The organism is Rathayibacter sp. AY1B8, from assembly GCF_002932775.1.
In the GTDB taxonomy this organism is placed as follows: domain Bacteria; phylum Actinomycetota; class Actinomycetes; order Actinomycetales; family Microbacteriaceae; genus Rathayibacter.
Map to the genome: position 1 here is coordinate 66,541 of NZ_PSWJ01000004.1, position 14,491 is coordinate 81,031.

Below are 14,491 nucleotides of genomic sequence, written 5' to 3' on the forward strand. Positions count from 1 at the left end.
TCCCCCTCTGACCGCCGTCGTCGTTCCGACCCTTGTAGGTGAGGAATTGCACGTGTCCATCGCGGCCGAGCAGACGCTGACCGTCACACAGGCACGTGTTCTCGCTCGCCAGATCATCGCGACCGCCGAGTGGTCCGCCGCCGAGAACACCAAGACCGTCAACGCTTCGCGGTACGTCCGCGACCCGATGGCAGGAGCTACCGCATGAGCGCCGAAACTTCGACGCCCGCCGTCCCCCCGATCGCCTGCGACCGCGCCGAACTACTCGACCTCATCCAGCAGGCGGAGAAGCGTCTCCTCGGTATCCGCAACGTGGTCGGGTCCGCCCTCTTCGCGAGCGGTCAGCCGGTTGTCAACACCTTCGAGGACAAGGTCGCGGGCCTAGGCGGGGGGCTACTCGCAACCCATTACGCCAGCACCGTGCTCGCCCTGGCACGCCGCGCTCTGACGACCCACCCGGCCGGCTCGCTTGAGCCTCACCTCCTCGGGTTCGCGGAGTCGATCGCTCGCAGTGTGCTCAACGAGAACCGGGAGGCGAGCACGCCGTGAGGATTCGAGCAACGAAGCCCGAGTTCTGGCGATCCAAGACGATCGCCGCGCTCACCTGGGAGCAACGCCTCGTCCTCAAGGGCCTCGAGTCCTACGTGGATGACAACGGGGTCGGCAAGGACGACCTCGAGACGATCGCCAGCGACGTCTTCGGTCGCGACCTCGCCAGGAGCCCTCGCGACACCCTCGCGAGGCTTACCGAAGCCATTTCCACCCTCCACCAGCACGGGCTGATCGCCCGCTACTCAGTCGAAGGTGAGGAATTGCTCTACATCGACAAGTGGAAGGACCTGCAGCGCATCGACAAGCCGGGCCGCGGACGTTTCCCCAGGCCAGACGGCACTTATGAGTACGCGGAGGTCGTCGACACCGCCTCCTACCGCGGCATTCGCGACACCCTCGCGAGGCCTCCCGAAAAGGTAGCGCCTGTAACAGGGGAACAGAGGAACAGGGGAACAGGGGAACAGCCTTCTTCGTCCGACGCTGACGCGTCCGACGGAGGGGCGTTCTCCTCCGACGTCCTCCACCTCTCCGATCTGCTCGCGACGCTCGTGAGAGCCAACGGCCACAAGGTCGGAACCGTCGGCAAGTCGTGGTGGCAGTCGTGCGACCGGCTCATCCGCCTCGACGGGTACACGCCCATCCAGATCGAGAACCTGATGCGGTGGGCCACGGCCGACGAATTCTGGTCCGCGAACATCCGCTCGATGGCGAAGTTCCGAGAGCAGTACTCGACGCTGCGCGCGAAGGCCAACGCGCAGTACAACCGCGACAACGGCGCAGGAGCTCGACCGACCGCAGTCGACGCGAACCTCGCCGCCTTCAACGCCCGATACGGAGGTGACCAGCATGAACTCGAAGGAAGCGCACCAGCTCCTCATTAGGGCGTCCGCGATCGACTCCCGGAAAATCTCGGACCCCATCGTTGCAGCCTGGCAAGAAGTGCTTGCCGGTGTCGCCTACACGGATGCCGTGAGGGCGCTCATCGAGTTCCGCCGCTCGTCGCCCTCCGTGTACCTCGAGCCCGGACACATCGTGCAGATTCTCCGCCGCGAGCATGCCCGTCTGATCGAGGTCCGCGGTCCGCACCCGGCTCCCCCGGTCGGAACCCGCTGGGCGGCCGACATCATTGACGACGTCACCTCGGTCGACGCGTACTCAGAGCCGCGGAAGGCCCTGTCGTGAGCCGGGCGCTTACCGTCGCCCGCGAACAGCGGGACCGCGCATTGAGGGCGCAGGAGGAAGCCGAGGCGCAGCTCGCGTCGGTGCTCCGAGACCGCGACCGGCTCATCGGGGATTCCTTCCGGCTCATCGGAGCCGTCGCGGGTGGTGAGAGCTCGAATGGCTGACGCGACCATGGCCCTCGTCGACGCCCTGCTCGCCAACGGAAAGACCGTGAAGGCCGCGGGGCAGGACAAGTGGATAGCGCAGTGCTCCGCGCACCCTGACGGCCGCCCCAGCCTGTCAATCAAGCGAGGCCGCGGCCAAGTGCTGACCTTCTGCTTCGCAGGATGCACAGCTGACGCGATCGCCTCGTCGCTCGGATGGACGATGTCCGACTTGTTCGACGACCCGAAGGGGATCGACTACGAGTACAAGCACGCCGGTCGCACGGTCCGGACTGTGCATCGCACCCCCGACAAGCGCTTCTTCCAGAAGATCGCCGACGACTCCGTCGTGCCCCTCTACGAACCGGCCGGCATCGACCTCGCTGCAGCGCTCGCGGAAGGAAGGGACATCTACGTCACCGAGGGCGAGAAAGACGCCGACGTGCTGGCCGGCGAAGGCGTGACCGCCGTATCCGCACCGATGGGGTCGAACTCGTGGGCGCGCGCCGACTACTCGTCGCTCGCCGGCCGCAGCGACCTCTACGTCGTCCAAGACCGGGACGAGGCGGGACGCACTCGCGGACCGGGCCTTCGCGCTCTCCTGGACAGACTGACGACCGGACAGGCGTACATCGTCGAATCCGCCGCGGGGAAGGACGCGGCCGACCACATCACGGCCGGGCTCGGGATCGCCGACTTCGTCCGCATCGAGGTCGCAGCCGACGCCGCACCCGTCGATCCAGCCTTCGAGGAGGCCGTCGACGCCGAACGCCGCTTCCTGGCAGTCAAGGCCGAAGCCCGGCGCCGAGACCTCGAGGATGCTGCCGGGACGACCAGCGCCAAGCTGCACCCGAAGCCACTCGGCGAGATCCTCGACACTCGGGTCATCCACGACTGGCTGATCCCCGACCTGCTCGAGCGGGGAGACCGTCTCGTCGTCACCGGAGGGGAAGGTTCCGGCAAGAGCCACCTGTTGAGGCAGATTGCCATCGCGATCTCCGCCGGCGTCCACCCCTTCGACCAGCGAGGGACCTTCCCGCCGCGGAAGGTGCTGGTCATCGACGCCGAGAACTCCGAACAGCAGTGGGCTCGCGGCGCCCGATACGTGACCAGTCACGTCAGCCGCATCGGGACAGGCGACCCCCGCGCGAACGTCATCGTCAGCGCCGGCATCCGCCCTGACCTCACCCTGCAGTCCGACATCAACGAAGTGCACGCCCTCCTCGACCACCACAAGCCAGACCTGCTCTACATCGGACCGCTCTACAAGCTCGTACCCAAGGGCCTCGAATCCAACGACGACGCCGCGCAGATGATCCTCACTCTCGACTCGTTCAGGGAACGCGGCATCTGCCTGCTGATGGAAGCGCACGCCGGGCACGCCAAGTCGCTCGGCGGAGACCGTGACCTCCGACCTCGCGGCGCATCAGCGCTTATGGGCTGGCCCGAGTTCGGCTTCGGCCTGCGGCCCGTCGAGGGCGACGACTCCCTCGTCACCGTCGTCAAGTGGCGCGGCGACCGGGAACAGCGCGAATGGCCCACCTACCTCCGTCGCGGAGCAGAAGGCGAACTGCCTTGGATGCCCGCCTACATGCCTCACGACCTCTAGGAGAACCGTCATGACCACTGCCCAGCCGGAACTCACCAACCCGACCGCACTGCCCTGCGTGAACAGCTGCGCCCGCCGCGGCACCGAGAAGGACGACCAGCCCGAGATCCTCGGCGCTCGTCACGGCCGCTTCTGCGACCGCTGCTTCCACTCGACCCGCGCCGGCCTCCGCCTCGCCCCCACACTCGCCGGACACATCGCCAACCTCATCGGCACGCCCGCCAGCGCCGACGAGTCCGAGATCTCCGTCCAACAGGAAGCGCCACTCCCGTTCAACACGTCCGCGTTCGACGACGTCAACGGCATCTACGAGGAGCTCGTACGCTTCGCCGGACTGTTCGCCGTCCGACTGAAGGTCACGAAGCCGCCCGTCGCCCTCAACGCCTGGCGCACCCCGACCGGACGAGTGAAGGGGTTCACAACCGGCGTCTCATCCTGGTCCGCGCAGCGCGAGACGGCCTTCATCGCCCGGTGGCTCGACGACCATCTCGAAGCGATCTTCAGCTCGGCGTTCACCGACGAGTACGTCGACGTCATCGACTACTTCATCGGCGAAGCCCGATACTTCCGATCCCTCGACCGCAAGTGGCCCCGGCAGATGACTGCAGCATGGTCACGCATGCCCCACACGGACGGCGTCACCTGCTGCTGGCCCCGACGCATCGCCATCTTCCCGGCCGAGACGGAAGGTGGCACCCGCACCATCCGCTGCGACGGCTGCGGGCACATCTGGACCGAAGACGAGTACTCCGCCGCGGTCCTCGCCTACAACGAAGAACAGCAGAACCTCCGTCGGCCGGGGCGAGGCCGCGACCACCTCATCCGGAAGTACGTCACCCCCGTGCCGGCGGAGGCTTCGTGAACACACTCGAGCACCAGTTCATCGCGGTAATCACTCGGCTCGGAACCGAGACCGCCGCCGCCGCACTCGCGGAGTGGCTCACCCTCGACGAACCAACGGCACAACTCGAGGCCATGCCAGCCGTACGAACCAGCACACGACGCTTCACCGCCTCGACGCTTGCACCGGAACACATCGGCGCCCGCGTCAGCTTCGCCCGTATCGGCGACGCGGGAGCGGGAGCGCGCATCGCTGGGACGCTGAAGCGCATCGATCCCGCCGTCAGGGCGAACGGTATGCCCGGCTTCAAGCTTCTCGTCGGTTTCGAAGTACACGGCCCACTCGCTCCGCACCACGAAGTAGTTGTCGACCGGCCCTGCGCGAGGAGCCGGCACTTCACGCGGTGATCCGATCCCGGCGCTACCGATTTGCTTTGCGTCTCGGTGGCGCGAGTGTAGGATGTCCCCAGACATAGAAGTGCACCCCACTTACGAACGAGAAGGCGCCTCACCGGTTTCGGGCTGAGGCGCCTCCGTCGTTGTCCGACTAGGCACCCGGGTGAACAGGTGACTGAACCAGCCGCGCCGAGGCACCACCGTACTGAGGTCGTCCTTGTCAAGAACTGCCCGCCACTTCACCGCGGCATGCTCGGCCAGAAGCGCACTCCCTAGCGAAATAAGCGCAAAGAACACGAGGACGCCCGTCTGCCACACCTGATGCTCCGACTGATCGATACCAGGCACGCCGGCAAGCAATAGTGCTGCCGCGGCTAAACCAAACCCAGTCGTATTCTCGCAGCGGCCCAGCACCCGTTCCGCCACTCGAACTAAGCCCTCGTGAGAGAGGCCGCCTGCCGTGTCGTCTCGTGCCGTCGCGAGCGCATCACCGATCGCCGCCGGCTTGATCTCTATCGTCCCTGCTGCAGAGTTCCCCATGCCAGTGACGATAGCGCGCTGACGGAACCCGACTTCGCAGCGAGCCCCTCTCAACCGGCAGACAAAGTGTCGTCGACAGCGGACGAGAACTGCGAACACCACTTGCCTCGGCCGTCGACACAGCAGCTAAGCGCACACGCAAGCGACGCGAGCACGAGGCAACACCCCGTAACCCGGATCGGAGCGGACGATGAAGTCATGTGCTTGCGGCGGAGACATGCACGCTTACGCCGACAGCCTCACCTACTGCGCGCACTGTGACACCGGGCACCCAGCCGGGACTTGCGCATCCTGCCTCGTCTATCAGCGCGTCACCAACGAACGAGCCAGGCAGTGAACGAGCCCGTGCCCGTTGGGTATGACGGCCAGGGTGCGCCGCTGTACACCTGGTCAGTAGGCGACCGCCTTGATGACGAAACACGGCGGCGGCTACTCGAGCGTAAGGCGTGACCACCAACCCGCGATACGCGAACGGGCACAGGCGCCGAGAGCTGCGCAAGCGCCTACTCGCAGCCGGCGCACACTGCGCGTGGCCTGCATGCCCATGGCCCACTGACTGGCTCAACGCCCAGACAGCCTTGGCACGCCACCACCACGACGACATGTTCCCCGAGGTCGACGAGATCCAGCACGCAAGCCGAGGCGGCGACCCACTCTCCCGCGAGAACACCCGACTGCTCCACCGCTGGTGCAACAACCAGCGGTCGAACAAGCCCGACCCCGAACCCCGAGCGCCCCGCCCGCCGATCATCGCATCGAGCGGATGGGGACCGGCATTAGGCGCGTGACAACGGCCGGACATCGCGCACCAGTTCGATGCCCCGCCGAAAGTCGCAGCGACCCCGCAGCGTCGCGACCCCATCGCCGTCGGCACCCTGGGCACCACCTCCCTCCCCCTGAGGAGGGGCGACCCCGGAGGAGTAGCGCCAATATCTCCCCGCCGGAAAAAACGATCGGAGGCCCGCGATGACGCGCAATCTTCGAGCCGTGGGTCCGGATGAGAAGGTCGAGCAGCCGATCGCGGAGACGATGGCCGGCGCTACGCAGCTCGACCGGCGCGCGTTCCTGGTTCGGGCGCGGAAGCAGATCGCGGACGTCATAGACGAGGGTGTTCCGCCTCATGCTCTAGCTCGTCTGATCGCGGAGATGGATCGGCTCGACGTCGAGGTGCGCCGGATGGACGCGTCGGCGAAGCAGGAGCGGGAACGGCAGGAGGGACGGCAGAGTGCGCGCCGATCCTTCGACCAGACTGCTATCTGAGGTCGCTCGTCACGTCATCATTCCCGAGGGCATCGTCGACTCTGTCTGGTACGAAGTTGAGGAGCGGTGCCGTGAGTGGGGCGACCAGTTCGACAAGTGGCAGGACGGCCTCGGGCAGCTGACCCTTGGGCTGCGTGCTGACGGCAAGTACGCCTGCACTGTCGGTGGCGTCACGTTCTCCATCCCGCGTCAGGTGGCGAAGACGTTCATCGTCGGCCGCATGGTGTTCGCGCTGTCCACGATCTTTCCGGAGACGACGGCGTTGTGGACTGCGCATCGTTCGCAGACAGCTTCAATGACGTTCCAGAAGCTCGCCGCGTACGCGCGGAAGCCGGCAGTCCAGCCGTACCTTGCTGTGAATCGCTCGGATGGTCTGAGGTCCACGAACGGGCAGCAGGAGATCGAGTTTCGGAACGGCTCTCGCATCCTCTTCGGTGCCCGCGAGCAGGGCTTCGGTCGTGGCTTCGACGAGGTCGACATCGAAGTCTTCGACGAGGCGCAGATCCTCACGGAGAAGGCGCTTGAGGACATGGTCCCTGCGGCGAACCAGTCGCGGAACCCGCACGGCGGTCTCCTCATCTTCATGGGCACTCCACCCCGTCCGGTCGATCCTGGCGACGCGTTCAAGGCTCGTCGCCGGAAGGCGCTCGCGATCGCTGGTGACAGCGCCGATGTGGTGGCGGTGGGTGGCAACAGCCTCTACATCGAGACGTCTGCGGACCCCAATGTCGGGAAGCCTGGCGGCCCGAAGCTGGACGACAAGCACCAGATCGCGAAGGCGAACCCATCTTACCCGCACCGCACTCCTCAGGAGTCGATCGATCGGATGCGCGAGAACCTCCCTTCGGATGACGCGTGGCTGCGGGAGGCTCTCGGACGATGGGATGACGAGTCGGAAGGCTCGCGGCTCATCTCGGCCGCGCTCTGGTCGCGGTGCGGCGTGGAGTCGGCGCCGGAGGGCATCCCTTCCTACGGCGTCGCCTTCTCTCAGGACGGTTCGAGAGTGTCGCTCGCCGGTTGCCGCAAGCACTCGTCGGGGTTTCACGTCGAGCTCATCGATGCGCAGAGCGGTCCTGTCGAGCTTGGCATCGGTGCTCTGGCGGACTGGCTCGCCGGGTGCTGGCGAGACTCGGCCGTCATCGTGATCTCGGGAGCGGCTGGCGCGAACGTGCTGCAGCAGGCTCTGCGCGACCGTGGCGTCCCTCAGCGGCTCATCACTGTCGCAACTACCCCGAACTACACGACTGCCTGCGCGATGACGTGGGAGGCCGTGAAAGACGGCACCCTGTCGCATCTCGACTCCGACGGCCAATCAGTTCTCGACGAGTCAGTGGCGGTGTGCGACATGAAGAAGCGGAATGCGGCCGGCGCTTGGGGATGGGAAGCGACAACCCCTGATGGGGATGAGACACCGATGGAGTCGATCAGCCTCGCCCTGTTCGGGTCGAGGACGAGCAAGCGAGTACCTGGACGAAAGGCGGAGCTCCTGTGATCGCTGTCGCCCCGTACTCCCCCGCTGACACCCTGCCCCGATTCATGTCGGGCGTCTCGGATGCCGAGTTCGACGTGATCCGTTCGCTGCTCGCTACGTGGCGAGAGAAGTACCCGCGCAACGTCCTGCGGTCGACGTACTACGACGGGAAGATGCTGCTCAAGCCGTCGGGCAACATCCCGCCGGAGGCATTCGCCCGTATGCGGGCGACGCTGGGTTGGCCGGAGAAGGCGGTCTCGGGTCTCGGGTCTCGAACCATTTTCGATGGCTTCGTGGCGCCGGATCAGGACCAGGACCCGTTCGAGCTCGGCGCTCTCCTCGACGACAACCGCTTCGATCTCGAGCTTCCGCAGGCGATCACGTCATCGCTCAAGCACTCGTGCTCGTTCATCACGACCCTCAAGGGCGACACTCAGTCCGGCGAGCCAGCGGTCATGATCCTTCCTCGTTCGGCCGAGTGGACTGCAGCGCTCTGGGACAAGCGGCGCCGCGTTGTTTCCGCGTTCCTCGCTATCTCGGAGCTCGACCGAGACGGGCGCCCGACCCGGATGGACGTCTACCTTCCGGCGGCCGTCTTGATCTGTTCGCGCCGTCCGTCGGGCGCTTGGGTCGCGGACCGCCGGCCGAACCTCCTCAACGAGGTGCTCGCAGAGCCCTTGACCTATGACCCGCAGCTTGACCGTCCGTTCGGACGTTCGCGGATCTCGCGCGCCGTCATGTCGATCACCGACAAGGCACTCATGAACGTCATCCGCACTGAGATCGGCGCGGACTTCTACGCGGCCCCTCGCATGGTCGCGCTCGGCGTCGCACCGGACACGTTCGCGAACGGCAAGTGGCAGGCCGCTATCGACCGCTGGTTCGCGCTCACGAAGGACGAGGACGGTGATACTCCTACCGTCCAGCAACTCCCGCAGATGACTACTCAGCCCCTCACGGACCTGCATCGTCTGTACGCCTCGCAGATGGCCGGGGAGACGGGTCTGCCGATTTCCTCGCTTGGCATCGTGCAGGACAACCCACCGTCGGCCGAAGCGCTCTATGCGGCCGAGAAGGATCTCATCGTGTCGGCTCGCGCGGCCACTCGCGGGTTCGGCGCGTCACTCCGGCAGGTCGCCCGTCGCGCGGTTCTACTGCGCGACGGCAGGGACGCCGCGACCGACGAGCTGCGCCAGATCAAAGCGAACTGGCAGAACCCTGCGTTCACGTCCCCGGTCACCGCCGCGGACGCGCTGTCGAAGCTCGTCACCGTGTTCCCGTGGCTCGGAGACACTGAGGTCGCTCTTGAGTACGCCGGGTTCTCGAGCGCCGAGATCACGCGCCTGCTTGCGGACAAGCGCCGGACCGAGGGTGCGTTCAACATGGCGGCGCTCCTCGCTGCACGCGGCGACGCAGGCGATGCGGCCGGAGGTTCTGCCCCCGACGCCGCCGATCTGAAGGCGAAGTTCGACGCGCTTGGCGTCGCCATCCGAGCGGGAGTCGATCCCGCTGCAGCCGCAGCGCGCATCGGCCTCGAGGGCATTCCATTCACCGGTGCCGTGCCCGCCTCGCTCCGCATGCCCGCGAGCGACGCCGGCGATCTCGAGGAGAAGTAGCGCGTGGTCACCGACCGGCAAGCGAGCGTCCTCCGGGATCTGCAGGCCGGAGTGGCGCGGCAGGTTCGCGAGGAGCTCGATCAGTTCTTCGGGTCGCTCAACCTCGACAAACCGGAAGCGGTCCGGGAGGCCCTGCTGCAGTACGTGCCCCTTCTGGTGCGTTCGTATGGGCAGGGTGCCGCTTCGGTCGCGGCTGACTGGTACGACGAGGTGCGGGCGGGCGCGAACGTCCGTGGTCGCTTCCGCGCGCAGGTGGCCGATTCGGTCGAGCGGTTCCGTATCGAGAGGACTGTCCGGTTCGCGGCGCAGTACCTCTTCACGGGCGCGGCGGCTCTCGCGTTGCCTTCTCTGCTCGCGCCCGTCGAACGGTACGTCGTTGAGCCCTCACGGCTGACGATCGTCGGCGCCACTACCCGCGACCCGCGTGCGTCGGGCTGGTACCGCAAGACGCGGTCGGACGGCTGCGACTTCTGCAAGAAGCTCGCCGGCAAGGGCGTCTACAAGTACGACGGTGACTTCGCCGCGCACAACGACTGCGGTTGCGTCGCTGTCCCCTCTTGGGACCCGAATGCGCCCGAGGTCGACGTTCGAGCGTACGAGGCGTCGCGCTACACGGGCGGCATGACTCCCGCGCAGAAAGCCGATCACAACGCGAAGATCCGCGACTGGATCGCGTCTGCCTGATCTACCCACATACCACCCGCTACTCGCGGGTTCACGCCTACCCGAGCGGTCAATCGGGGCACAAGGAGAAGCACATGGAGTTCCCCGTCACCATCGAGTCTCAGGACGCGTTCGACGGTCTCGTCAAGGAGCGCATCGCTCGCGTCGAGGCCAAGTACGCGGACTACCCGGACCTGAAGAAGCGCGCCGACGCTTCAGACACAGCGAAGGCAGCTCTCGAGCAGGAACGCGATTCGGCCGTGATGCGGGCGACAGCGGCGGAATCGAAGGTCTCAGCTTTTGAGTCCGAGAAGCAGATCACGCTGCTGCGGTCCGACATCGCGAAGACAGCCGGCATCCCGGTGAACCTGCTGCGCGGCTCCACGAAGGAAGAGCTCGAGGAGCACGCTGCCGAGCTCAAGCCTCTCCTCACGGCGCAGGAAGCGCCGGTCATCCCCTCACAGGGCGACAGCCCCTCGACCAAAGCCAAGACATCCCCCTGGGCGGGCGTCATCGACGCTCTCGACCAGCAATCGACCTAAGGAGCACCACCATGACCGCACAGGTAGCGGACCTCCGCTTCCCCACTCAGATCGCAGACGGCATCGTCGAGAAGGCGAAGACAGGTTCCACTGTCGCTGCCCTCTCCGGCCAGGAAGCCATGCGCTTCGGCAACGTCGATCTCATCACCTTCGACGATGACCTGACCGCCGAGTTCGTCGAGGAGTCGGGCGCGAAGGGCTCGTCGGACGCCAAGCCGTCCTTCGTCACCGCGCTCCCGCGCAAGGCCGTCGTGCAGATGCGCACCTCGGACGAGTTCAAGCACGCTGACGAGGAGTACCAGACCGGCATCCTCGACCGCTTCGCGGACAAGTGCTCGCTCGCTCTCGCACGCGCGCTCGACCTCGGTCTGTACTACCGCGTCAACCCGCGGACCGGCAACGCGATCACCACCTGGACGAACTACCTCAACACGACCACCAAGCGCGTCGAGGCTGGCGCCAACGCGGATCTCGACTTCGAGCAGGCCGCTGGCCTTGTCATCGGCGCCGGCTACGGCGTCAACGGCGTCGCGTTCGACCCGAAGCACGCGTGGACGCTCTCCACCGCGCGCTACGCCGACGGTCGCAAGAAGTTCCCTGAGCTCGGCCTCGGCACGGACGTCACGAACTTCCAGGGCGTGAACGCGGCGATCTCGACGACCGTCTCGGGCAAGCCCACCGACGGCAGCACCACCGACAACAAGGTGCGCGGCATCGTCGGCAACTTTCAGTCCGGCATCCGGTGGGGCGTGCAGCGCACCATCCCGTTCCGAGTCCTCGAGTTCGGCGACCCGGACAACACCGGCCGTGACCTCGCCGGTCACAACGAGAACCTGCTTCGCGCGGAGATCGTCTACGGCTGGTACGTCTTCGCGGATCAGTTCGCCGTCATCGAGGACAAGGTCGCCTGATGCCCCGGCTCCGCAACAAGACAACTGGCGTGATCGTCAACGTCGATGCGGAGACGGCGGCTCGACTCGGCTCGTCCGAGTGGGCGCCCGCGACCGCTGACAAGCGCCCCGCTTCCGGCAAGCCCGCACCCGCAAAGTCGCAGTCGAAGTAGGGAGGAGCCCGGCCATGACCTACGCAACCGCTGAGGACGTGAAAGCGATCTGGCCGGGCTTCCCCGCGGGCCAGGAGACTCGCGCAGCTGCCCTGCTCGAGGACGCCGCGGTCCGCATCGACGCCTATGCCCCCCCTCCTCTCGCCCCGATCGAGGTGAGCGCGGCGGAGCTCGCCGTCCGTAAGACCGTCTCTCGCGAGATGGTCGTCTTCGTCATGATGGCCGATTCGAACGTCGACCCCGTGACACAGAAGTCTCGGACCATGGGCCCCTTCTCGGAGTCCTGGTCCTACGACAGGCCCGGCCGGACGCTCATGCTGACCGAGGAGCACAAACGGATGCTGAGGCCGCGGACGCAGCAGGCGTTCACGGTCCCTCTCGTCAGCTACCCGCCCACCAGCGACCCGCTCTGGTGGCTGGAATGACGATCCCGCTTCCGGACTACTTCCTGCCGCACAGCGCCATCGTCCGGACCCACACCTCGGGCGGCGGATTGGGCGGCGGTTACGCGGAGCCGGTCGAGGTCTCCTGTTTCGTAGTGGACGGCACCGAGACGGTAACCACGTCGTCGAGTTCGGAAACGACTTCCAGCACGCAGGTGACCGTCGACTTCGACGAGGTCATCCCGCTGGGATCAATGGTCACCGTCTGGCCGGGCCTGACGGGTGAGCGTGAAGCGCCGGTCATCTCGATCACCCGAGGACAGCACCCGACGCTGCCCTCCTTCCAGACGCTCTACCTGAAGTAGGAGGTGGCTCGTGGGCTACTACCGCCCCGTCCTATCCCTCCTCGAGAAGGCCGCCCAAGAGGGTCTCCTCGAAGCCGCTCAGACGGTCATCGAACGGTCGAACGAGCTCGCTCCGAAGGACACCGGCGAGACCGAGGGCACATCCTTCGCCCACGTCGACGACCTGACCGCGCAAGCCGGCTACGAGTCGTTCGTCGCCCGACTGCAGCACGAGGACCTCGACTACGAGCACCCGCGCGGCGGCGGCCCGAAGTTCCTCGAGCGCGCTGCGGCAGAGGTGCGCCCGAAGGTGGGCGACATCATCGCCAAGCACGTGCAGGGAGCTCTCGATGGATGACGCGGCACTGACCATCGTCCTTTGCGAGCTGCTCGGCGAGATCGACGGCTGGAAGTGGAAGCCGGAGACCACCGCCACGTACGCAGCGTCTGACGTCCGTATCGATTACGGCAGATCGTCCGAGTCCGCCAATCGGTCCGTGTCTGTCCGCGTGTACGGCGGGGACGACGACCACGTCACCGGGCTCACCCTCCGATGGGTGCAGCTGCGGTTCCGCGGCAAAAAGGGCGACATCGCTAGCGCCGACCGGATGGCCGGCGAAGCGTTCGCCCACTTTCAAGGACTCTCCCGCCGGGAGGGAATCAGCGGCATCCGCCGTCTTTCCATGGCCCCTCTGGGAGCCGACACCAACGGCCGTGAGCAACGGACCGACAACTACCTAGTCACGCTCGACAACCCGGAGGCATCATGACTCGCGCAACCATCAACGCTCTTCCCGCCGGCACCATCCTCGGCAAGTCCTACGAGTACGGGGTTGACGTCAACCTCGGAACTCGGGCTGCCCCTGACTGGCAGACCGTCCGGAAGATGTTCAACTACCAGCTCACCGAGACGCCCATCACTAAGGATGGCCAGACCTACGACGACGAGGGCTCTCCCAACAACGAGACGACGGGTTGGAGCTGGTCGCTCGCCTTCGCCACGCAGGTGAACCGCTCCGGCACGACCGGCAAGTACCTCGAAGAGGTTGAGGCCCTGTTCGCCCGCACCAAGCCCGGATCGAAGGGAGCCGCCGCGCAGATCGAGGTCCGCTGGTACCACCAGCCCGACTCTGTGGCTGGCGGAGTGCCCAACCCCGATGACGCCGGTCGCGGCATCGCCACCGTGTCCAAGGGACGAGCGAACATCGGTCCGGATGGTTCGTCCGAGATCCAGAACTGGACCCTGACCGGTGTCGGAGCCTACGACGAGATCACCAACCCCCTCACTGAGGAGGACGGCGGGGCGTGAGCGCTGTCGACTTCGGGGCCTGGGCGCGCCCTGATCTCGTCCTGACGCTGGGCTCGCGGACCTACACGGTTCCCGAGCCCAGCGTCGCGGCTATGCGCGAACTCCTCGCCCTCGCAGTGCGCGCGGAAGTCGGCGCCGACGCGGTACCTCCCGAGGTGCAGGCGATCCTCGACGGACTCCCCAACGACGGCCACCCCGCCCTCGGCCCCGTCTATGACCAGATGATCGCGGACGGGATCGGCCGGGACACGCTGCACCGTATGGGCGTCTACGCGACGCTCTTCTGGGCGCGTTCCCGGCAATACGCCGACGCTGCCGCCGAGATGCTTTGGGGGCCAGAGCGTGACCTCGCCGCGAAAGAGGCGGAGGGTGCCCGCCCAAAAGGATCGAGGACTGGACGGAAGCCGACTACGCGACCCTCGGGATCGGCGAGCCGTACGACCACGACGCGAACGGCGTCCCGCTCTACAAGCGGTACCGACCAGTCCCCCGAGAAGCCCAAGGCATCGAAGAAGTAGCGACCGACTCTCGCGTTGACGGGTCGCTTCTCGCGATCGTGTCGAACTGGCGACTGGTCG

General features: G+C 66.4%; 21 protein-coding genes. 20 read left to right on the plus strand and 1 reads right to left on the minus strand.

Annotated features, from left to right (window positions below; all coding sequences use genetic code 11):
* Positions 1 to 52 precede the first annotated feature (52 nt).
* The 7 genes from C5C63_RS16920 to C5C63_RS04515 all read left to right on the plus strand — a co-directional run bounded on the left by C5C63_RS16920 (position 53) and on the right by C5C63_RS04515 (position 4,734).
* Complete coding sequence (locus C5C63_RS16920; RefSeq protein WP_181110553.1) at positions 53 to 208, plus strand: hypothetical protein; 156 nt, start codon at positions 53 to 55, stop codon at positions 206 to 208.
* A complete protein-coding gene (locus C5C63_RS04490; RefSeq protein ID WP_104325548.1) occupies positions 205 to 549 on the plus strand; it encodes a hypothetical protein in 345 nt (114 codons plus the stop codon). Before C5C63_RS16920 ends, C5C63_RS04490 begins: the two co-directional genes overlap by 4 nt.
* A complete protein-coding gene (locus C5C63_RS04495) occupies positions 546 to 1,433 on the plus strand; it encodes a hypothetical protein (protein WP_104325549.1) in 888 nt (295 codons plus the stop codon). The genes C5C63_RS04490 and C5C63_RS04495 overlap by 4 nt, the downstream gene beginning before the upstream one ends.
* Positions 1,399 to 1,734, plus strand: coding sequence for a hypothetical protein (locus C5C63_RS16665; protein WP_146086351.1), 336 nt, complete (start codon positions 1,399 to 1,401; stop codon positions 1,732 to 1,734). Before C5C63_RS04495 ends, C5C63_RS16665 begins: the two co-directional genes overlap by 35 nt.
* A gap of 171 nt (positions 1,735 to 1,905) precedes the next feature.
* On the plus strand, positions 1,906 to 3,486 hold the full coding sequence (locus C5C63_RS04505; protein WP_181110554.1) for an AAA family ATPase: 1,581 nt from the start codon (positions 1,906 to 1,908) through the stop codon (positions 3,484 to 3,486).
* 10 nt (positions 3,487 to 3,496) lie between these two features.
* Complete coding sequence (locus tag C5C63_RS04510; RefSeq protein ID WP_104325552.1) at positions 3,497 to 4,348, plus strand: hypothetical protein; 852 nt, start codon at positions 3,497 to 3,499, stop codon at positions 4,346 to 4,348.
* The gene (locus tag C5C63_RS04515) at positions 4,345 to 4,734 is read left to right on the plus strand and encodes a hypothetical protein (protein ID WP_104325553.1); all 390 of its coding nucleotides are present in this window, start codon (positions 4,345 to 4,347) and stop codon (positions 4,732 to 4,734) included. Before C5C63_RS04510 ends, C5C63_RS04515 begins: the two co-directional genes overlap by 4 nt.
* 81 nt (positions 4,735 to 4,815) lie before the next feature.
* Here the strand turns inward: C5C63_RS04515 and C5C63_RS16670 are convergent, their stop codons facing one another.
* Positions 4,816 to 5,262, minus strand: coding sequence for a hypothetical protein (locus C5C63_RS16670; protein ID WP_146086352.1), 447 nt, complete (start codon positions 5,260 to 5,262; stop codon positions 4,816 to 4,818).
* A gap of 966 nt (positions 5,263 to 6,228) precedes the next feature.
* Between C5C63_RS16670 and C5C63_RS04520 the strand changes: the two genes are divergently transcribed.
* The 13 genes from C5C63_RS04520 (at position 6,229) to C5C63_RS04575 (ending at position 14,431) form a co-directional block, all read left to right on the plus strand.
* Entirely contained in the window at positions 6,229 to 6,522 is a 294-nt protein-coding gene (locus C5C63_RS04520) for a hypothetical protein (RefSeq protein WP_146086353.1), read from the plus strand.
* Complete coding sequence (locus C5C63_RS04525; RefSeq protein WP_104325555.1) at positions 6,488 to 8,014, plus strand: terminase; 1,527 nt, start codon at positions 6,488 to 6,490, stop codon at positions 8,012 to 8,014. The genes C5C63_RS04520 and C5C63_RS04525 overlap by 35 nt, the downstream gene beginning before the upstream one ends.
* The gene (locus tag C5C63_RS04530; RefSeq protein ID WP_104325556.1) at positions 8,011 to 9,609 is read left to right on the plus strand and encodes a phage portal protein; all 1,599 of its coding nucleotides are present in this window, start codon (positions 8,011 to 8,013) and stop codon (positions 9,607 to 9,609) included. Before C5C63_RS04525 ends, C5C63_RS04530 begins: the two co-directional genes overlap by 4 nt.
* A gap of 3 nt (positions 9,610 to 9,612) precedes the next feature.
* On the plus strand, positions 9,613 to 10,293 hold the full coding sequence (locus C5C63_RS04535) for a hypothetical protein (protein ID WP_104325557.1): 681 nt from the start codon (positions 9,613 to 9,615) through the stop codon (positions 10,291 to 10,293).
* A 74-nt stretch (positions 10,294 to 10,367) separates the two neighbouring features.
* Positions 10,368 to 10,814, plus strand: coding sequence for a hypothetical protein (locus tag C5C63_RS04540; protein WP_104325558.1), 447 nt, complete (start codon positions 10,368 to 10,370; stop codon positions 10,812 to 10,814).
* A gap of 11 nt (positions 10,815 to 10,825) precedes the next feature.
* The gene (locus C5C63_RS04545; RefSeq protein ID WP_104325559.1) at positions 10,826 to 11,725 is read left to right on the plus strand and encodes a phage major capsid protein; all 900 of its coding nucleotides are present in this window, start codon (positions 10,826 to 10,828) and stop codon (positions 11,723 to 11,725) included.
* Positions 11,725 to 11,877 carry a hypothetical protein gene (locus C5C63_RS16925; protein ID WP_181110555.1) on the plus strand — a complete coding sequence of 51 codons (153 nt, stop codon included), beginning with the start codon at positions 11,725 to 11,727 and terminating at the stop codon, positions 11,875 to 11,877. Before C5C63_RS04545 ends, C5C63_RS16925 begins: the two co-directional genes overlap by 1 nt.
* A gap of 14 nt (positions 11,878 to 11,891) precedes the next feature.
* Positions 11,892 to 12,302 (plus strand): Gp19/Gp15/Gp42 family protein, encoded by a 411-nt coding sequence (locus C5C63_RS04550; protein ID WP_104325560.1) that lies wholly within the window; start codon positions 11,892 to 11,894, stop codon positions 12,300 to 12,302.
* Positions 12,299 to 12,625 (plus strand): hypothetical protein, encoded by a 327-nt coding sequence (locus tag C5C63_RS04555; RefSeq protein WP_104325561.1) that lies wholly within the window; start codon positions 12,299 to 12,301, stop codon positions 12,623 to 12,625. Before C5C63_RS04550 ends, C5C63_RS04555 begins: the two co-directional genes overlap by 4 nt.
* A 10-nt stretch (positions 12,626 to 12,635) precedes the next feature.
* Positions 12,636 to 12,962, plus strand: coding sequence for a hypothetical protein (locus tag C5C63_RS04560; RefSeq protein ID WP_104325562.1), 327 nt, complete (start codon positions 12,636 to 12,638; stop codon positions 12,960 to 12,962).
* On the plus strand, positions 12,955 to 13,374 hold the full coding sequence (locus C5C63_RS04565) for a minor capsid protein (RefSeq protein WP_104325563.1): 420 nt from the start codon (positions 12,955 to 12,957) through the stop codon (positions 13,372 to 13,374). The genes C5C63_RS04560 and C5C63_RS04565 overlap by 8 nt, the downstream gene beginning before the upstream one ends.
* Positions 13,371 to 13,913 carry a phage tail tube protein gene (locus C5C63_RS04570; RefSeq protein ID WP_104325564.1) on the plus strand — a complete coding sequence of 181 codons (543 nt, stop codon included), beginning with the start codon at positions 13,371 to 13,373 and terminating at the stop codon, positions 13,911 to 13,913. The genes C5C63_RS04565 and C5C63_RS04570 overlap by 4 nt, the downstream gene beginning before the upstream one ends.
* Positions 13,910 to 14,431, plus strand: coding sequence for a hypothetical protein (locus C5C63_RS04575; protein ID WP_104325565.1), 522 nt, complete (start codon positions 13,910 to 13,912; stop codon positions 14,429 to 14,431). The genes C5C63_RS04570 and C5C63_RS04575 overlap by 4 nt, the downstream gene beginning before the upstream one ends.
* Positions 14,432 to 14,491 lie beyond the last annotated feature (60 nt).

Coding starts and splice junctions, on each gene's coding strand:
- C5C63_RS04505 (WP_181110554.1), top strand. CDS start 1,906: ATGGCCCTCGTCGACGCCCTGCTCGCCAACGGAAAGACCGTGAAGGCC.
- C5C63_RS16670 (WP_146086352.1), bottom strand. CDS start 5,262: ATGGGGAACTCTGCAGCAGGGACGATAGAGATCAAGCCGGCGGCGATC.
- C5C63_RS16925 (WP_181110555.1), top strand. CDS start 11,725: ATGCCCCGGCTCCGCAACAAGACAACTGGCGTGATCGTCAACGTCGAT.
- C5C63_RS04565 (WP_104325563.1), top strand. CDS start 12,955: ATGGATGACGCGGCACTGACCATCGTCCTTTGCGAGCTGCTCGGCGAG.
- C5C63_RS16665 (WP_146086351.1), top strand. CDS start 1,399: ATGAACTCGAAGGAAGCGCACCAGCTCCTCATTAGGGCGTCCGCGATC.
- C5C63_RS04540 (WP_104325558.1), top strand. CDS start 10,368: ATGGAGTTCCCCGTCACCATCGAGTCTCAGGACGCGTTCGACGGTCTC.
- C5C63_RS04520 (WP_146086353.1), top strand. CDS start 6,229: ATGACGCGCAATCTTCGAGCCGTGGGTCCGGATGAGAAGGTCGAGCAG.
- C5C63_RS04510 (WP_104325552.1), top strand. CDS start 3,497: ATGACCACTGCCCAGCCGGAACTCACCAACCCGACCGCACTGCCCTGC.
- C5C63_RS04545 (WP_104325559.1), top strand. CDS start 10,826: ATGACCGCACAGGTAGCGGACCTCCGCTTCCCCACTCAGATCGCAGAC.
- C5C63_RS04550 (WP_104325560.1), top strand. CDS start 11,892: ATGACCTACGCAACCGCTGAGGACGTGAAAGCGATCTGGCCGGGCTTC.
- C5C63_RS04570 (WP_104325564.1), top strand. CDS start 13,371: ATGACTCGCGCAACCATCAACGCTCTTCCCGCCGGCACCATCCTCGGC.
- C5C63_RS04490 (WP_104325548.1), top strand. CDS start 205: ATGAGCGCCGAAACTTCGACGCCCGCCGTCCCCCCGATCGCCTGCGAC.
- C5C63_RS04555 (WP_104325561.1), top strand. CDS start 12,299: ATGACGATCCCGCTTCCGGACTACTTCCTGCCGCACAGCGCCATCGTC.